This window comes from Aquabacterium sp., from assembly GCF_014378415.1.
Classification (GTDB): Bacteria; Pseudomonadota; Gammaproteobacteria; order Burkholderiales; family Burkholderiaceae_C; genus Aquabacterium.
Genome location: NZ_JACMNS010000138.1, coordinates 25,700 through 43,613, shown reverse-complemented (window position 1 = coordinate 43,613; position 17,914 = coordinate 25,700). Strand labels below are relative to the sequence as shown.

Here is a 17,914-nt window from a genome sequence, read left to right as displayed (position 1 = left end):
TTGCTGCAGTGGATACAGATCGGCCTGTTCGCGCTGCTGTTTGCCTGGGTCTCGGCCGGCTGCATCACCGCGGTGATGGGCTTTTGGGTGCTGGTCAAGGGCGACAAGCACGCGCTGTCCAAGACCACGGCCAGCAACCGCTCCTTGAGCGCCAACGCCCGCACCGCCGTCATCATGCCCATCTGCAATGAAGACGTGAGCACCGTGTTCGCCGGCCTGCGCGCCACCTGTGAATCGTTGGCCACCACGGGCGCGGATCGCTTGTTCGACGTCTTCATCCTGTCGGACAGCAGCGACCCCGCCGTGCGCGCCGCCGAGCTGGCCGCCTGGTCCGAACTGCGCGGCACCTTGAACAGCGACCGCATCTTCTACCGCTGGCGCCAGCGCCGCATCAAGCGCAAGGCCGGCAACGTGGCCGATTTCTGCCGCCGCTGGGGCCGCAACTACCGCTACATGGTGGTGTTGGATGCCGACAGCGTGATGAGCGGCGATTGCCTGGTCACCTTGGTGCGCCTGATGGAAACGCACCCCACCGCCGGCATCCTGCAAACCGCGCCCCAAGGCGTCGGCCTGAACACCGTGCACGCCCGTGGCCAGCAGTTCTCGTCCCGCGTGACGGGCCGCCTGTTCACCGCTGGCATGCAGTACTGGCAACTGGGCGAGGCCCACTACTGGGGCCACAACGCCATCATCCGCGTCGAGCCCTTCATGAAGCATTGCGCCCTGGCGCCTTTGGAAGGCACCGGCGGCTTGAGCGGCGAGATCATGTCGCACGACTTTGTGGAAGCCGCGCTGATGCGCCGTGCCGGTTACCACGTGTGGCTGGTGCCCGACCTGGTGGGCAGCTACGAACAACAGCCGCCCCACATCCTGGCCGAGCTGCAACGCGACCGCCGCTGGTGCCAGGGCAATCTGCAAAACGCCCGACTGATCGCCGAGCCCGGCCTGCACGCCGTGCACCGGGGCATGCTGATCACCGGCGCCATGGCCTACCTGTCGGCCCCGCTGTGGCTGGTCTACGTGGCCTTGGGCGCGATGCTGTGGTTGGTCGGCGGCAATGTGTTCTTCACGCCCGAAGGCGACCTGACCGTGGGCGTGCCGAGCCTGTGGATCGGCACCATCACCATGCTGGCCTTGCCGCGATTTTTGGGCGTGCTGGCCGTGGTGATGAAGGGCGAGCAGCGCTTCTATGGCGGCACCGCCAAGCTGGTCAAGAGCGCGTTCATTGAAGCGGGTTTGTCGGCCATGCAAGCGCCATTGCGCATGGTGGCGCACTCCACCTTCGTGATCGGCGCGCTGACCGGCTTGAAGCTGGATTGGAAGTCGCCCCCGCGTGCAGCCACCGATGTGAGCTGGCAGGAAGCCACGCAGCGCTTTGCCCCGGCCGGTGCCGCCGTGCTGGTGATCGCGGCAATCCTGGCCCTGGTCCACCCGCCCGCTTTGATCTGGCTGCTGCCGGTGGGCCTGCCTTTGCTGCTGGCCATTCCCTTCACGGTGATCACCAGCCGCACGGGTTTGGGCGAGAAGGTGCGCCAGGCCGAGTTGCTGCTGGTGCCCGAAGAATCGTGGTCGCCCTCGGTGCTGCGCCGCGCCTGGGCCTATGCCCAGCAAAGCAGTGATCCCCTGCCTTGGGGCGAGGTGCTGGACAACCCACGGCTGTGCGCAGTGGTGAGCGGCGCCATGGGGTCGCGCCGCACCTCGCAAGGTCTGCGCGGGCAAGCGCGGCGCCAGCGGATCGAGCAACTGGCGAGCGAGGGCGCCAAGCCCACACCGGCCGAGGTGATGCGGTTTTTGAGCGAGCCGGGCAGCTTGCAGCAGTTGCGCGCGGCGGTGCTGTTCCCGAGTGCTGGCGCCGAGTCACGCATGTCGACATCGCACGCCTGAGATCGGCGAACGTTGCCGGGCGCCGGCTTCGTCTGAGGCCGTGGCGGTTCTGATGATGGTGGCGCCCCTGATGAATTTGTCGATCAGCGAGAATCGCAGCTCTTGACCAGGCCAGCCCCGGCCCCGCAGCAGCCCGTTTCCGACAGGATTTCCACCATGCCCTTGACCTTGCAACAGCTTGAACGGCACCTCTTCAAGGCCGCCGACATTCTGCGCGGCAAGATGGACGCCTCCGAGTTCAAGGAGTACATCTTCGGGATGCTCTTCCTCAAGCGCTGCTCCGATGTGTTCGACCAGCGCAAAGAACAGATCATTGCCCAGGAAATGGCCGGCAAAAAATCCAGGGCCGACGCCGAGTTCAGCGCCGAACTGCGCCGCTGGTACGGCCAATCCTTTTACGTGCCCAACACTTCCAGCTGGGACTACCTGGTCAACGAGGCCCACCAGGACGTGGGCGGCTTCCTCAACCGCGCCCTGGGCGGCCTGGAGAGCAACAACTCCAGCTTGTCGGAAGTGCTGGAACACATCGACTTCAGCCGCAAGGTGGGCCAGAGCAAGATCCCCGACATCAAGCTGCGCCAGCTCATCAACCACTTCAGCCAGTACCGCCTGCGCAATGAAGACTTCGAGTTTCCTGACCTGCTGGGCGCGGCGTATGAATACCTGATTGGCGAGTTCGCTGATTCGGCGGGCAAGAAAGGCGGAGAATTTTATACACCCCGCTCGGTGGTGCGCATGATGGTGCGCCTCATCAAGCCCGAAGAAAAGCACAGCGTGTACGACCCCTGCGTAGGCTCGGGCGGCATGCTGATCATGGCCAAGGAATACATCGACGAGCACGGTGGCGACGGCACCAAAGCCGAGCTGTGCGGCCAAGAGGCCAACGGCACCGTGTGGTCGATTGCCCGCATGAACATGCTGCTGCACGGCATCAGCAGTGCCGATCTGCGCAACGACGACACCCTGGCCGAACCCGCCCACGTTGAGAACGGCGAGCTGATGCGCTTTGACCGCATCCTGGCCAACCCGCCGTTCTCCATCAACTGGGGCACGGCCGACACCGACCGCAGCGGTCAATCCGTCTGGGCGCCCAAGTTCCGCGCCGAGCGCTTCGCCTTTGGTGAAGTACCACTGGGCAGCAAGAAGGCCGATTTGATGTTCTTGCAGCACATGGTGGCCGTGTTGCGCGATGGCGGCCAACTGGCCACGGTGATGCCGCACGGCGTGCTGTTCCGGGGCGGTGAAGAGCGCAGCATCCGTGGCGGCATGATCGACGCTGATCTGTTAGAGGCCGTGATCGGCCTGCCCGCCAACCTGTTCTACGGCACCGGCATCCCGGCCTGCGTGCTGGTGATGCGCAAGGGCAAAGGCCAACGCAGCGGCAAGCCGCCCGAGCGCCAGGGCAAGGTGCTCTTCATCAACGCCGACCGCGAATACTTCGAAGGCCGCGCCCAGAACCACCTGCTGCCCGAACACATTGAAAAAATCGCCGACACCTTCGATGCCTTTGCCGAAGTGCCGGGCTTCTCAGCCGTGGTCAGCAACGCCACCCTGCGCGAGAACGGCTACAACCTCAACATCCGCCGCTACGCCGACAACGCCCCACCGCCCGAGCCGCACGATGTGCGCGCCCACCTGCAAGGTGGCGTGCCCAAGGCCGAGGTGCAGGCCAAGGCCGCGCTGTTCAAGGCCCATGGGCTTGACCCCATGGCCTTGTTTGCCGAACGTGATGCCGCTTACTTTGACTTCCACCCCAAGCTAACCACCCGCCAGGCCCTCAAGCCCGCGATTGAAACCAACCCCGGACTGCTGGCCCGCGAGCAAGCCGTGCGCGATGCCTTTGCCGCCTGGTGGCAAGCGCACAGCCCGCGCATCACGGCGCTGGCAGGCGCCAAGAGCCTGGTGGGCCTGCGCCACGATCTGCTGCACAGCTTCAGCGAAGCCCTGGAGCCCGTGGGCCTGCTCAGCCGCTTTCAGGTGCGCGGCATCGTGGCGGGCTTCTGGTTCGATGCCAAGTACGAGTTCATGACGCTGATGGCACGCGGCGCAAAAGGCGTGGTGGATGCGTGGCGCACCAGCATCCTCACGGCGCTGGATGACGACCAGCACAAGGGCAACCCGCTGGACCACAAGCTGGTGAAGTGCCTGATGGGTGACTTCATTCAAACCATGGCGGAGTTGGATGCGCGCAAGGTGGAGTTGGACAGCCAGATCAAGGCGGGCACGCCTGAGAAGCGGGGTGATGAGGCCGAGGGGGATGAGGGCGATTCAGCCGAAGCGGGTGACGAAGAACCCGTGATGGATGAGGCCCAGCTCAAAGTGTGGAAGCAGCAGCTGGCCGCGCTGAAGAAGCAGATCAAGGCCGAGCAGCAAGGCTTTGCCCAGCGATTGAACGAGGCTGTGGATGCGCTGGACGAGGCCGGGTCAGCGGAGTTGCTGTTGACGGTGATGCAGCGGGATGTGGCTGTGATCCTGGAGCGTTATGTGGCCGCGCAGCGGCAGCAGGTGGTGATGGCGTTTGAGGGCTGGTGGGACAAGTATCAGGTGCCGTTGACCAAGATTGAAGCGCAACGAGACGATGCGTCACGAGGCGTTCAAGAATTCCTGCGAGGCCTAGGTTATGCCTGACATTAGCTTGCCGATTGGATGGAAGAAATCAAGCTTAGCCACGCTCGCTAGCTATGTGAACGGCTTCGCCTTCAATGAGCAGTACTGGTCCGAGAAGGGGTTGCCCATTGTTAGGATCGCGCAGATCACGGGCTCTCAACCCGTGGTGGATAGATTCGACGGTCAACTTCCCAGTCACTACCGCCTCAACGATGGCGACCTGATTTTTTCGTGGAGCGGGACGCTTGCAGTGGTCCGTTGGAATGGTGGCCCGGCCTGGTTGAACCAGCATTTGTTCAAGGTCGAACCGCGAGGCGATGTTGACGGCAATTTGCTTTTTCATCTGCTGCAGCGCTCTGTCGCCGAGATGGACAAGCGCTCGCACGGCAGCACGATGAAGCACATTAAGCGTGGTGAGCTGGCCGAGTACGAGGTGACGTTGCCAACAAACTTGGATGAGCAATCCGCTCTGGCCCAAGTCCTCGACACCCTCGACACCACCATCCGCCAAACCGAGGCCATCATCGCCAAGCTCAAGCAGGTCAAGCACGGCCTGCTGCACGACCTGCTAACCCGAGGCATCGACGCCAATGGCGAACTGCGCCCGCCTCAGAGCGAAGCGCCGCATCTCTACAAGGCGTCGCCGTTGGGGTGGATTCCGGTTGAGTGGTCCGTGCAGCCCCTGGGTGAGATAGCGGAGGTCAGCCGTGGCAAATTTACCCATCGTCCGCGCAACGATCCCGCGTTCTTCGGCGGCTCTCATCCGTTTATTCAGACCGGCGATGTGGCTAGTGCTGAAGGCGGGCATGTATCAACATATTCACAGACGCTGAGCGTGCAAGGAACTGCTGTAAGCCAGGAATTCCCAGCAAACACCATCGCAATCACGATTGCAGCGAACATTGCCGACACAGCAATTCTGGCAGTGCCGATGTACTTCCCCGATAGCGTGGTCGGCGCGGTCGTGCATCCGCAGTTCAACGTCCGATTTGTAGAACTGTCGATACGTAAAGCCAAGCGCTTACTGGATGCCAGGGCACCGCAAAGCGCGCAGAAAAACATCAACCTACAAGATCTCCGCCCGCTGCCTCTCGCTGTGCCACCGAGACTGGAGCAAGATTGGATCGCACAGCGATACGAAGCCACACAGTCTCGACTGGAGACTGAGGGCGCGTTCGCCGTGAAAATGCGACAGCAAAAATCCGGCCTCATGGAAGACCTCCTCACCGGCCGCGTCCGCGTCACCCCATTGCTCGCCCAGGCCCCCACCACCCAGCCATGAGCACCCCCACCCTGCCCCCACGCGAATCGCTCACCGTCGAATTCAAAAGCGACCGCACCCGCCTGCCCGACCGTGACCTGGTCGAGGCCGTGGTCTGCCTGGCCAATGCCGAAGGCGGCGAGTTGTGGCTGGGCGTGGAAGACGATGGCACGCCCACCGGCCTGCATCCTGAGCACCTGCAACTGACCGGCCTGGCAGGCATGGTCGCCGCCCGCACCTCGCCTTCGCTGCCCGTGGTCGTCACGCCCGTCACCTTGGATGGCGTCCCCGTGGCCCACATCGCCGTGCCCAAAGCACAGGGCGAAGTCGCCACCACCAGCGGCGTGTACCTGCGCCGCCGCATCAAGCCCGATGGTCAGCCCGAGTGCGTGGCCATGCTGCCGCACGACCGCGCCAGCCGCGTCAGCAGCTTTGGCCTGGTCGATGCCTCCGCCCAGATCGTGGCCGGTGCCACCCTGGCCGACCTGGACCCGTTGGAGCGCGAGCGCCTGCGCCAATGCGTGCAGCAATACGGCGGCGACCGCGTGCTGCTGGAGCTGGACGACGAAGCGCTCGATGGAGCCCTGGGCCTCACCGCCCGCCTGCCCGATGGCAGCGCCCGCGCGCCCACCCTCACCGGCCTGCTGCTGGTGGGCAAAGAGGCCGCATTGCGCGGGCTGCTGCCCACGCACGAGTTCGCCTTCCAAGTGCTGGCCCGCGAGGCCGTGGGCTTCAACGAGTTCCGCCGCTTCCCGCTGCTCAAGGCGCTGGATTGGCTGGAGACCAACTTCCGCCCCTACAACCCCGAGCGCGAGATCCAGGTGGGCCTGTTCCGCGTGCCCGTGCCCAAGGTGGACCTGGGCGCCTTCCGCGAAGCCGTGGCCAACGCCCTGGTGCACCGCGATTACCACCGCCTGGCCGCCGTGCATGTGCGGCTGGACGACGAGGGCCTGACCATCAGCAACCCCGGCGGTCTGGTTGATGGTGTGACCCTGGCCAACCTGCTCACCACCGAGCCCCGTCCGCGCAACCGCACCCTCGCCGACGCCATGAAGCGCGTGGGCGTGGTGGAGCGCTCAGGCCGGGGCGTGGACAAGATCTACCGGGGCATGCTGCGCTTTGGCCGCCCCGAGCCCGACTACCGCCGCACCGATGTGAACAACGTGGTGCTCAAGCTGGCCACGGTCGATGCCGACGAGGCCTTCTTGAAGCTGGTGATCGACCAGGAAAGCAAGCGCGGGCAAGAGCTGCCCATCGACAGCCTGATCGCCCTGGCCGCCCTGCGCGAGCTCAAGCGCCTGAGCACCGAAGAGCTGGCCACGCACATCCAGCGCGAAGCCGCCCAGGCCAAGCGCACGCTGGAAGCCTTGGTCGAGATGGGCCTGGTGCAGGCCCACGGCAACGCCCGGGGCCGCAGCTACACCCTGGCCGCCGGGGTGTACCAGGCTGATGGCGACAAGGCCGCCTACACCCGCCAGGTCGGCTTCAGTGCCTTGCAGCATGAGCAGCTGGTGCTGAGTTATGTGCGCCAACACGGGCGGATTGCCAGGGCCGAGGTGGCCGACCTGTGCCGACTGTCGCCGGACCAATCTGCCAAGCTACTGAAAAAGCTCAAGGAACAAGGCGCGCTGCAACAGCATGGCGAACGCCGCTGGGCTACTTACACACTGAGTAGCGACGAATCTCTATGAGCTTTTATGGACGTCTATGAGCCGCTATGAGCCTGCTTTGGAGGCTTTGGCCCATATGATCTCAATGAAATCAATGACTTAACAAACGGGGCGGGCGGTCTATGGGCTGGGAATTGGATGAAGTCGAGCGCCCCCTGGTCGAGCAACTGGTCAGCCAAGGCTGGCGCCACGTGGCCGGCACGCTGGACGACCCCGCCCGCACCGAGCGCACCGCGTTCTCCGACGTGGTGCAAGCCGCCGTGCTGCGCCGCCAACTGCACGCCCTGAACCTGCACAACGGCCAACCCTGGCTGGATTCCGATCGCCTGACCCAGGCCGTGGCCGCGCTCACCCGCCTCCCGGCCCACAAACTGATGGAGGCCAACCGCGCCGCTACCGACTTGCTGCTCCATGGCATCACCGTGGAAGGCCTGCCCGGCTGGGACGGTGGCCGCCACCAGACCATCCACTTCATCGACTGGGCGCACCCCGAGCGCAACGCCTTCACCGTCATCAACCAGTACCGCGTCGATTGCCCGCCCGGCTTCAACCGGGGCAAGGCCTTCATCGTGCCCGACCTGGTGCTGCTGGTGAACGGCATCCCCTTGGTGGTGATCGAGTGCAAAAGCCCCTCGGTGCCCGAGCCCCTGGCCGAGGCCGTGGACCAACTGCGCCGCTACAGCAACCAGCGCCAGGCCAGCGGTGAGGTGAACGACCACGAGGGCAACGAGCCCTTGTTCCACACCACCCAGTTGCTGGTGGCCAGCAGTTTTGACGAGGCGCGCGTGGGCACCGTGGGCGCCACCTTCAAGCATTACACCGCCTGGAAAACGGTGGTGCCCTTGACCGAAGAGGCCGTGAGCCAGCGCCTGGGCAAAGCCCAACTGTCCGAGCAAGAGCGCCTGGTGGCGGGCCTGTTGACCCCCAGCCACTTACTGGACGTGGTGCGCCACTTCACCCTGTTCATGAACACCGATGGCGCCACCGTCAAAGCGGTGTGCCGTTACCAGCAATACCGCGCTGTGAGCCGCGCCATCGAGCGCCTGCGCCACGGCAAAACCCGCCTGCAAGACGGCGAGCACGATCGCCGTGGCGGCATCGTGTGGCACACCCAAGGCTCAGGCAAAAGCCTGACCATGGTTTTTTTGATCCGCAAGCTGCGCACCGATGCGCAGTTGCGCCGCTTCAAGGTGGTGGTCGTCACCGACCGGACCGACCTGGAACGGCAATTGTCAGAGACCGCCGCCCTGACCGGCGAGATCGTGGCGCGCGCCACCACCGCCGACAAGCTCAAGGCCATGCTGCGCATCAAAGGCCCCGGCCTGCTGTTTGGCATGATCCAGAAGCAGCGCACGGGTGATGCGGTGGGCGAGGCTGGCCTCACGGCCGAAGACTTGCCTGCGCTGAGCAGTGTCGTGAAGGCCCGCGAGCCCGAGCCCGCCGAGGTGCTCAACGACGACGACAGCATCCTGGTGTTGGTGGACGAAGCCCACCGCGGCCAATCAGGTGACCTGCACGCCACCTTGCAAGTGGGCCTGCCCAACTGCGCCCGCATCGGCTTCACGGGCACACCCATCCTGATGGGCGACAAGAAGCGCACGCACGAGGTCTTTGGCGAGTTCATTGACCGCTACACCATCCGAGAGGCCGAGCTGGATGGCGCCATCGTGCCCATCCTGTACGAAGGCCGCACGGCCCAAGGTGCCATCAAAGACGACGCCAACCTCGATGAGTTGTTTGAAGACCTCTTCCGCGAGCACACGCCCGAAGCGCTGGAGGCCATCCGCAAAAAATACGCCACCAAGGGCCAGATCTTTGAAGCGCCCGACCTGATCCGTGACAAGGCACGCGACATGCTGCGCCACTACGTCACGCACATTCTGCCCAATGGCTTCAAGGCGCAGGTGGTGGCGTACAGCCGCCTGGCCGTGGTGCGCTACCTGGGTGCCTTGGGCGATGCCCGAGACGAGCTTCTGGCCGATGCGGAAAGCCTGAACGCCGAAGACAAGGCCATGAGCGACGAGGCCCTGTGCGTGCGCCCTGCCGCGGTGCAAGCCACCGTGCAGGCCTGGCGCTACCGCGACACCCTGCGCGCCACCGAGTTCGCCCCGGTGATCTCCGGCGGCAACAACGATGACCCGGCCTGGAAACCCTGGACGGATGGCGCCGCGCACGAGCAAAGCATCAAGCGCTTCAAGAACAAGGCTGATCCGCTGGCCTTCCTGATCGTCAAGTCCATGCTGCTGACGGGCTTTGACGCGCCCATTGAAGGCGTGATGTACCTGGATCGCCCGATCCGCGAGGCCGAGCTGCTGCAGACCATTGCGCGTGTGAACCGTACCGGGCACGGCAAGAAGTTCGGCATCGTGGTCGATTACTACGGCCTGGCGCACCACCTCAAGCAAGCCTTGAGCGTGTATGCCGACGAAGACATCGACGGTGCACTGCAAAGCCTGAAAGATGAGATCCCCATCTTGCGTGATCGGCACTTGCGGGTGGTGGATCTGTTCCGCAGCCGTGGGGTCGAGTCCCTGTCTGACATCGAGGCCTGCGTTGGACTGCTGGGCAAGGAGCGCCTGCGCGCCGAATTCGGCGTCAAGCTCAAAGCCTTCTTGAATCTGTTGGACGTGGTGCTGCCTCGCCCTGAAGGCCTGCCATTCGTGGCCGATGCCAAGCTGCTGGCGTTCATCTATGCACGCGCCCGCAACCGCTACCGAGACACCCAGGTGCTGGGCAAAGATGTGGGCGCCAAGGTGCGCAAGCTGATCGACGACCACGTGATCTCGATGGGCGTGAACCCCAAGATACCGCCGGTGTCGCTCACCGATGCCGACTTTGGTGCCCAGGTATCGCGCGAGCCCAATGACCGGGCCAAGGCCTCCGAGATGGAGCACGCCATCCGTGCCCACATCCGCGAGCACATCGATCAAGACCCTGTCGCCTACCGCAAGCTCAGCGAGCGCCTCAAGGACCTGCTGGACAAGTTGGGCGAGCAATGGGATGAACTGGTGAGCGCCCTCAACGTGATGGCGAACGACATCCGCCAAGGGCATGTGGCACCGGATGCCCGCTTGCCTGAAGTGCCGGAGCACTGCGGCCCCTTCCTGCGCCTGATCGTGGACACGGCCGTGGGCGATGGCAGCATCACCGAGGCCGAGCGCCAGAAGCTGGCGACCTTGACGGTCGAGGTGGTGGACACCATCGTGGCCGAGCTGGTGCCCAATTTCTGGCGGCCCAACCGGCAACCGGCCCAGGATGCCTTGGCCACGCTGGTGTTCGAGCGCCTGATGGCCTCACGCCTGTTGCCCCCGCCACAGCTTGACGCCCTGGTGGACAAGCTGATGGAGTTGGCCCGCGCCAACCATGAGCGATTGCAAGCCTCATGAACAGCCTGATCGTTGAAGACCTGGCCTTTGAGGTGCGCCGCAGCGCCAGCAGGCACACGCTGGGCATCACCGTGGGCCGCCTGGGCGAGCTGGTGGTGTCGGCCCCGCCTGAAGCCCCCGAGGCGCAGTTGCGCGACTTTGTGATGCGCAAGCGACTGTGGGTTTACAAGCAGTTGGCCAAGAAGGAAGCCTTGCAGCACGTGGTGCCCCGCAAGGTCTTCACCGACGGCGAAGGCTTCACCTACCTGGGCAGGAGCCATCGACTGCGCCTGGTTGACGCGCCAGAAGGCCCGGTCAAACTGACGGGGGGGCGGTTCGTGATGCCCCAGTCTTTGGCGCCCCAGGGCGATGTCCACATGATCCGCTGGTACAGCGAGCGGGCTCGGTGCTGGCTTGACCACAAGGTCAAGGCCTACGCTGACCGGATGGAGGTCAGCCCGGCGGGCATCACGGTGCAAGACCTGGGCTACCGCTGGGGTTCGTGCGGCAAAGGCAGTCGGCTGTACTTCCACTGGAAGACGATCTTGTTGCCTGCCCGGATCGCTGAGTACGTGGTGGTGCATGAGCTGGCTCACCTGCATGAGCCACACCACACGCCAGAGTTCTGGCAGCGGGTCGAACGTGCCATGCCGGATTTCGCGCGCCGCAAAACGTGGCTGGCGGAACACGGCATGAGCGTCGAAGGGGTGGTTTAAGATTTTTTCTATTGCCAACTGGCCGTGATCAATTCAGCCAGCGCTGGTTGGGTTGGACTCAGCAATGTGCTTTGGCCAACCGGCACGGCTGACATCGCAGCCATGGCATCGACCAACGGGCTAACCTTGTCCGGTGTCAACGTTTTGCCATCCGCCAGGCGAATGAGTTCGACCTGATGGTCTGCCGCCGAGAACCAGCCCTTGATGGTGAAGGTCTCTCGCGAGTCAATCAACGCCAGGGTCAAATCATTGCTCGTGCGACCCAGCCAGATCTGATCTGCCGTGACACCGTCGGCCACATCAAGCCTGTCGATTCCGCCTGCATCCAGGACGACATCGTCGCCCTTGCCTCGTCCCCAGACGAACACGTCATTGGATGTGGCCGACGTGTCGATCAGCGTGTCGTTGCCCGCGCCACCATTGAGCACGTCGTTGCCATTGCCGCCGATAACGGTGTCGTTACCGTCCCCGCCGCTCAAACGATCGTTGCCATCACCACCATCCAAGATGTCATCACCATCGCCACCGCTGAAACGGTTGGCCGCGTGGTTGCCCAAGTACATGTCGGCGCTCTTCGTTCCAGTGGTATCGGCGCCTGGCCACAGCACACCGAGCTCATTGAGCGTACGCACAACAGGGGCATCAGGGGCCAGTTCAGATATCCATGAACGGAGCTTGCCGGTCGCATCGAATGAGGTGGCCGACAGGGTGTGCGAGCCGAAGCGAGTCAGATCCACCAGATCGAGCAAGGCATTGCCGCTGTCTTGTTGCTTGCGGACTTCAAGCATGGCATTCAGGCCGCTGGCGTCGAGTCGGAGCTCACCGGATTCGTTGCCGCTTGGCGCGGGGACGATGGCCTCCAGGTACGGCAGCAGGCGGGTTTGAATGACCAAGGCTCCATAGACGCTTTGTGACAAAGCATCGTAGCTTTGTTGCAAGAGCGCCTGACGATCACTGGCGGTCGAGATGCTGGTTTTGCCGGTTTTCGCCAGGGTCCGGTAGTTCTCACCATTGAATGCCTCCAGCACGGACAGCCGCTGCTTCCAGAGTGCATTGCCGGCTGCGTCCTGCCCGTAGAAGGAGTAGCTCACGGCGTGGCCTGCGGCCTCCCATTCCGATACCGTTGTCAACGGGCTGGTGTCGGACCAGGCCTTGAGCAAGGGGGCGATCAGCACCATCTGGGCATCGTGAGTGTTGGCTTGGCTGAAGCGAGTCAGAATGTCTCGCAGCGCAGTTGACTGGGCTGCTGCTTGCGACAGGTTGGCCACGGCGCCAGAGCCCAGCATATCTGGCAGGTTCTTGATGTCGTCGGGCAGCGTACTTGAGGTGACGATCTGTCCATGAAACCGATCTTCTGCAAACCAGGCGTCGGTGTAGGCATGGTTTTCGCCATTCATGGTGAAGGTCGCGCGGCCGTCAAGCCGGGTACCGTCCGCGAGTGTTTCGCTGCTGGCGGTCTTGGCCAGTTGTATCTCACTGATGCCAAGCTGCCCTAGCGTGAAGAGTTCATTGGCCGCGCTGATGCCGTTCTGGTTCAAATCTCGCCAAATGCGCAAGCGATCAAATACCGCATCTTGCCCATTGATCACGCCATCCTTGACGTTGTCAAGGTCGGCCAGGGCGGCATACCCGTTGGCGGCCAACTTGCCATTGCGCAACAGGGTGCTGTCGCCAAACAGCTCTCGGCCTGTGTCTACGCGCCCATTGCCGTCTCGGTCCAAAGCCAGCAAGCCGTCGTCTGGCGAGGCCCACGCTGTTCGGGTGCGAATGCCGTCGGCATTCAGGTCAAACGCCATTCGATCACTGCTGTCAAGTTGGCGGATTTCGATGCCATCGCCGTCAAGGTCGAGCACCAAAGGCGAACTGCTCTTCTGCGAACCAGTGAATTTCACGCCCACTCTCGGATCGATGAATGGCAGACCCAGGCCGCCTTCATCCTGGTGCTTGTCGAAGGGGTTGGGCGTGGGATTCAACAGGTTTTTTTCACCGCCAGGTGTGAGGCGTCAACTCAGGTCGTGCCCTGCCTTGCCCATGGCATCCAGCAGTGTCTTATTGACGCTGTTGCTGTTGCCTTCATTATCGCCACCCCCGTAAAACGAGTAGCCTATGTCCTGCTCGTTGATGGCTTCGCCCGCAGTGCGCGCCTTGTTCCACAAGTCCGTGATGGCCTGTTCATCGCCAGAAGCAATCACCTCGCTGGGGTGTCCCTTGTCGTAGTAGCCAGACCAGCCTGCATCGCCTCCTGAGTAAGGCCTGCCGTTGGGATCCAGGCTGTCTGTAGTCCCGTTGAACTCATAGAACTCGACCGTATCACCCAGCAGCGTTGAGCCTATGGGTTTGGTTTTGCCATCGTCAGAGGTGGCAAGGCCATGCATCTCTGAAACCAGTTTGCCTTTGTCGTCCACCAACGTCAGGTAGTAGTGGCCACCCGCGCCGATAACAGGCAGCTCCCTGCGTTCAATTTTGTAGTTCCCCATTTTCATTTCCCTTTGTATATTTCTTTCAAGCCATAGTCGACCTTGATGGCCTCAATGCGTGTGTCGTGTTCTTGAATCGCGATGTCGATGGTTTCCTCGAACAGATAGTGCTGGGTTGGCCCAAACAGCTCGCATCGCTCTTCGAGCGATGTTGTGACGCTCAGATGACAGGCTGTGCTTGTCAAGCCCTTGACGCAGGTGAAGTGCTGGTTTTCTAGCCACTCAACCAATGGCGCGGCGTTGCTTTGCAGTGCAAATCTGCGCAGCACGCCTTTGCGGATCCGCTCTGGAATGGACTGCTGCGGGAAGTCCGGCCCTTTGCGGTGATACCTGCTTTCCTCAAGCAACTCAACAGGGCCAGGTGTGTAGCTGTATTGCATGCCCAGCTTGACCACGCCCAGGTCCATGGACTGGCAACGCTTCTGGCACCCGGATACGCCCATCAGGATCATCAAACTGGCGAGCAGCCAGGCTGAGCTTCGGAGGCATGCGTGATCTTGCGGCGATTTATTCATACGGTTGACATGGCGCCTGGTGGAGTTGATCCGGTGCATCATATGAAAATGGCCGGTCCTGCGCGTCGCTCCAATGGGGGTCACTTGATTGCCGCTCGCATTTCTTTGAAGTCATAGTCAGCCTTGATGGCCTCAATGCGTGTGTCGTATTCATCAATGGCGATGTCGACGGTATCCTCGTACCGGTAGTGCTTGGTTGGCCCAAACAGCTCGCATCGCTCTTGCAGCGATACCTTGGCGCTCAGATGACAGGTGGCGCCTGACGAAACCTTGGCACATTCAAAGTGCTGGGCCTTCAGCCACTCGATCAATGGAGCGGACTTGCTTTGCAGGGCAAACCTGCGCAGCACGCCTTGGCGGATCCGATCTGAAATGGACTGTTGCGGATAGTCCGGCCCTTGAAAGTGATAGACGCTCTCTTCAAGCAACTCAACAGGGCCAGGTGTGTAGCTGTATTGCATGCCCATCTTGACCACGCCCAAGTCCATGGACTGGCAGCGCTTCTGGCACCCGGACACGCCCATCAAGATGATCAAACTGGCGAGCAGCCAAGCTCCGCTGCGCAGGCATGCGTGATCTTGCGGCGATTTATTCATACGGTTGACATGGCGCCTGGTGGAGTTGAGCCGATGCATCATATGAAAATGACTGCGTGCGCGCGTCGCTCCAAATGGGGGGGGGTAACGCACACACCGATGGCCAAAGAGGCGCGCCTTTTTTCGACCATCATGTCAAGGCATTCCAATCCACTCTCCCCGCAAAACCCATGACCGCAACACCCCCCACCCCCGGCTGGTACGGCAAGCTGCCCACCTTGGGCGACTTCGCCTCGCGCCGCCTGGAATCCAGCTTCATCGACCCATGGGATGCCTGGCTGTCCGAAGGCATCGCCGCGTTGCGCACACAAGCTGGCGAGCCGTGGCTGGACGCCTACCTGGCCAGCCCCGTCTGGCGCTTCGTGCTGATGCCCGGCGTGATCGGGCTGGACACGGCGATGGCCGGCGTGCTGATGCCTTCGGTCGACCGCGTGGGGCGCTACTTCCCGCTCACACTGGCCTCGCCACTCAACGCCACGCCGCAGTCGGCCGCCGAGGTCGATGACCTGCAAGCCTGGCTGCACCAGTTGGACGACACCGCCGCCGATGCCCTGCACGACGACTGGAGCGTCGACCAACTGGAGGCCGCACTAGAGCGCCTGCCGCTCGGCCTGAACGCCACCACCGCCGTGCCGCCCGGTGCCGACGCGTTGAGCAGCGTCATCCAAGGCCAAGTGCTGCACGCCACCCTGCCCTTGTCCAGCCGCCAAGATTTAAGCGCCCTGATCGCCCACAGCAGCGCCTTGCAATGGCAGGCCGCCACGCAAGGCCTGGCCTTCTGGTGGGCCGAATCGGCGGAGGGCGCCCCCCGCAGCCTGGTTTCGCGTGGTTTGCCACGGGGCGACGGATTTGCCGCCCTGTTGGGCAGCGCCGCCGCCTAGAATCACCGCACGCACCACCAGCCAGAGGTCTTGAGCAGCGCATGAGCGATTCATCCGACGACGACCGCACGATCATCAAGCCGGTCAACCGCACGCCGCCGCCGCCCGCCGCCGCGCCCACCCCGGCGCAGGACGACCACGGCAATGCGCTGCCGGTCGGCACCTACCTGGGCGAGTTCGAGGTGACCAGCATGCTGGGCGAGGGCGGCTTTGGCATCGTCTACCTGGTCTGGGACCACTCATTGGAACGCCGCGTGGCGCTCAAGGAGTACATGCCCTCGGCCCTGGCCGCGCGCAGTGGCGGCACGCAGGTGTCGGTCAAATCCGAGCGCCACCGCGACACCTTTGAAGCCGGCCTGAAGAGCTTCGTGAACGAGGCCAAGTTGCTGGCCCAGTTCGACCACGCTTCGCTGGTGAAGGTGTACCGCTTCTGGGAGGCCAATGGCACGGCCTACATGATCATGCCCTTCTACGAGGGCCAGACGCTCAAGCAGGCGCTGAAAGACATGAACGGCCCGCCCGACGAGGCCTGGCTGATGGGCATGCTGGCGCCGCTGACCGAAGCCCTGGAGGTGATCCACGCCGAGCAGTGCTTCCACCGCGACATCGCGCCCGACAACGTCATCCTGCTGAAAGGCAGCGGCCGCCCGTTACTGCTGGACTTCGGCGCCGCCCGCCGCGTGATCGGCGACATGACGCAGGCGCTGACGGTGATCCTCAAACCGGGCTATGCGCCGGTGGAGCAGTACGCCGAAGTACCGGGCATGAAACAAGGCGGCTGGACCGACATCTATGCGCTGGCCGCGTCCATCCACTACGCGATTTTGGGCAAGACGCCGCCGCCGGCCGTGGGCCGCTTGATGAGCGACCACTATGTGCCGCTGGCGCAGCAAGTGGCCGGCAAGTACAGCGAACGCTTCCTCAATGCCATTGACCGGGCCCTGGTCGTCAAGCCAGAAGACCGCACCCAAAGCATCGCCGAGTTGCGCGCGGCCTTGGGCCTGGGCGGCGTGGATTTCAACCCCATGGTGACGCAGCCGGTGAACCTCGCTTCGCAAGGTGGGGCGTCCAAGTCTCACCGGGCCCCGGCGCCCGCGCAGGCCAAGCGCCAAACGGCTTCTGCCAACAGCACCGCCACCGCCCCGGCGGCCTCGCGCACCGGGCTGATGATTGGCGTGGGCGCCCTGGCCTTGGCGGGCTTGGGCGGCACGGCGTTCTGGTTGCTGACCAAATCATCGGCGCCACCGGCCCCGGTGGCCGCGGATGCCAGCCTGGCCGCCACCCCCGCCCCTGCCACGGTGGCCGTCGCGCCCGTGGTCACGCCACCACCAGCCGTGGCCCCAGCAACACCCCCCGCGCCCGCGCCCATCGCCGCCACGCCCCCCGTGGTCGAAGGCCCCTTCGATGCTCTGCGCGAGTTCGACCGCATCATCGCCGCGCAAACGCCCGGCTTCGGCGTCGAAGCGGCCTCGGCCAAACCCCAATTCCGCATCGGCAAAGACCGCCTGGCCTTCACCGTCAAGTCGGCGCGCGAGGGCCATGTCTACGTGCTGCTGCAAAGCACCGAGGGCGAGTTCATGCAACTCTTCCCCAACAAGATGGCGCGCAACAACCGCATCAAGGCGGGCCAGACCTTGAGCTTGCCGCAAGCGACCTGGCCCATGGACGTGGCCGGCCCGGCGGGCACCGATCATTTCCTGGTGATTGTCTCAAGCCAGCCGCGCAACTTTGAGGCGGCGGGTTTGAAGAACGATGGTGGCTTCGGCATGTACCCCAAGCCCGATGCGGCTTTGGAGATCGCCAAGCGGCACACCGGCCCAGGCTCGGCCTTCGCTGGTGCGGTTCAGTGCGAAGGCGGCCCGGGCTGTGTGGACGAGTATGGCGCGGCCAAGTTCTCGTCCGACGAGGTGCCGTGAGCGCACCTGCTGGCGCGCTGGCTGAC

At 63.6% G+C, this 17,914-nt stretch carries 12 protein-coding genes; 8 read left to right on the top strand and 4 right to left on the bottom strand.

All coding sequences use genetic code 11. From position 1 onward, the window contains the following. The 6 genes from mdoH to H7225_RS12725 all read left to right on the top strand — a co-directional run. Window positions 1-1,884: glucans biosynthesis glucosyltransferase MdoH (gene mdoH / locus H7225_RS12750; protein WP_290662376.1), on the top strand; the 1,884-nt coding region annotated here is incomplete at its 5' end. A 156-nt stretch (window positions 1,885-2,040) separates the two neighbouring features. Next, window positions 2,041-4,512, top strand: coding sequence for a class I SAM-dependent DNA methyltransferase (locus tag H7225_RS12745; RefSeq protein ID WP_290662374.1), 2,472 nt, complete (start codon window positions 2,041-2,043; stop codon window positions 4,510-4,512). Further along, window positions 4,505-5,773, top strand: coding sequence for a restriction endonuclease subunit S (locus H7225_RS12740; protein ID WP_290662372.1), 1,269 nt, complete (start codon window positions 4,505-4,507; stop codon window positions 5,771-5,773). Before H7225_RS12745 ends, H7225_RS12740 begins: the two co-directional genes overlap by 8 nt. Next, on the top strand, window positions 5,770-7,443 hold the full coding sequence (locus tag H7225_RS12735) for a crosslink repair DNA glycosylase YcaQ family protein (RefSeq protein WP_290662370.1): 1,674 nt from the start codon (window positions 5,770-5,772) through the stop codon (window positions 7,441-7,443). The genes H7225_RS12740 and H7225_RS12735 overlap by 4 nt, the downstream gene beginning before the upstream one ends. A gap of 101 nt (window positions 7,444-7,544) precedes the next feature. Next, complete coding sequence (locus H7225_RS12730; protein WP_290662368.1) at window positions 7,545-10,808, top strand: type I restriction endonuclease subunit R; 3,264 nt, start codon at window positions 7,545-7,547, stop codon at window positions 10,806-10,808. After that, on the top strand, window positions 10,805-11,503 hold the full coding sequence (locus H7225_RS12725; RefSeq protein ID WP_290662366.1) for a SprT family zinc-dependent metalloprotease: 699 nt from the start codon (window positions 10,805-10,807) through the stop codon (window positions 11,501-11,503). Before H7225_RS12730 ends, H7225_RS12725 begins: the two co-directional genes overlap by 4 nt. Window positions 11,504-11,511: 8 nt before the next feature. Here the strand turns inward: H7225_RS12725 and H7225_RS12720 are convergent, their stop codons facing one another. The 4 genes from H7225_RS12720 to H7225_RS12705 all read right to left on the bottom strand — a co-directional run bounded on the left by H7225_RS12720 (window position 11,512) and on the right by H7225_RS12705 (window position 15,133). Then, complete coding sequence (locus H7225_RS12720) at window positions 11,512-13,476, bottom strand: calcium-binding protein (RefSeq protein WP_290662364.1); 1,965 nt, start codon at window positions 13,474-13,476, stop codon at window positions 11,512-11,514. A 30-nt stretch (window positions 13,477-13,506) separates the two neighbouring features. Next, the gene (locus tag H7225_RS12715) at window positions 13,507-13,980 is read right to left on the bottom strand and encodes a hypothetical protein (protein ID WP_290662362.1); all 474 of its coding nucleotides are present in this window, start codon (window positions 13,978-13,980) and stop codon (window positions 13,507-13,509) included. Between the two features lie 2 nt (window positions 13,981-13,982). Further along, window positions 13,983-14,387, bottom strand: coding sequence for a hypothetical protein (locus tag H7225_RS12710; protein ID WP_290662360.1), 405 nt, complete (start codon window positions 14,385-14,387; stop codon window positions 13,983-13,985). A gap of 188 nt (window positions 14,388-14,575) precedes the next feature. After that, the gene (locus tag H7225_RS12705; RefSeq protein ID WP_290662358.1) at window positions 14,576-15,133 is read right to left on the bottom strand and encodes a hypothetical protein; all 558 of its coding nucleotides are present in this window, start codon (window positions 15,131-15,133) and stop codon (window positions 14,576-14,578) included. 128 nt (window positions 15,134-15,261) lie between these two features. Here H7225_RS12705 and tagF point away from each other — a divergent pair, with 128 nt between their 5' ends. Further along, window positions 15,262-15,972, top strand: a complete 711-nt coding sequence (gene tagF / locus H7225_RS12700) for a type VI secretion system-associated protein TagF (RefSeq protein ID WP_290662356.1) — start codon at window positions 15,262-15,264, stop codon at window positions 15,970-15,972. Window positions 15,973-16,013: 41 nt separating this feature from the next. Next, window positions 16,014-17,888 (top strand): serine/threonine-protein kinase, encoded by a 1,875-nt coding sequence (locus H7225_RS12695; protein WP_290662353.1) that lies wholly within the window; start codon window positions 16,014-16,016, stop codon window positions 17,886-17,888. The last annotated feature ends 26 nt before the right edge of the window (window positions 17,889-17,914 follow it).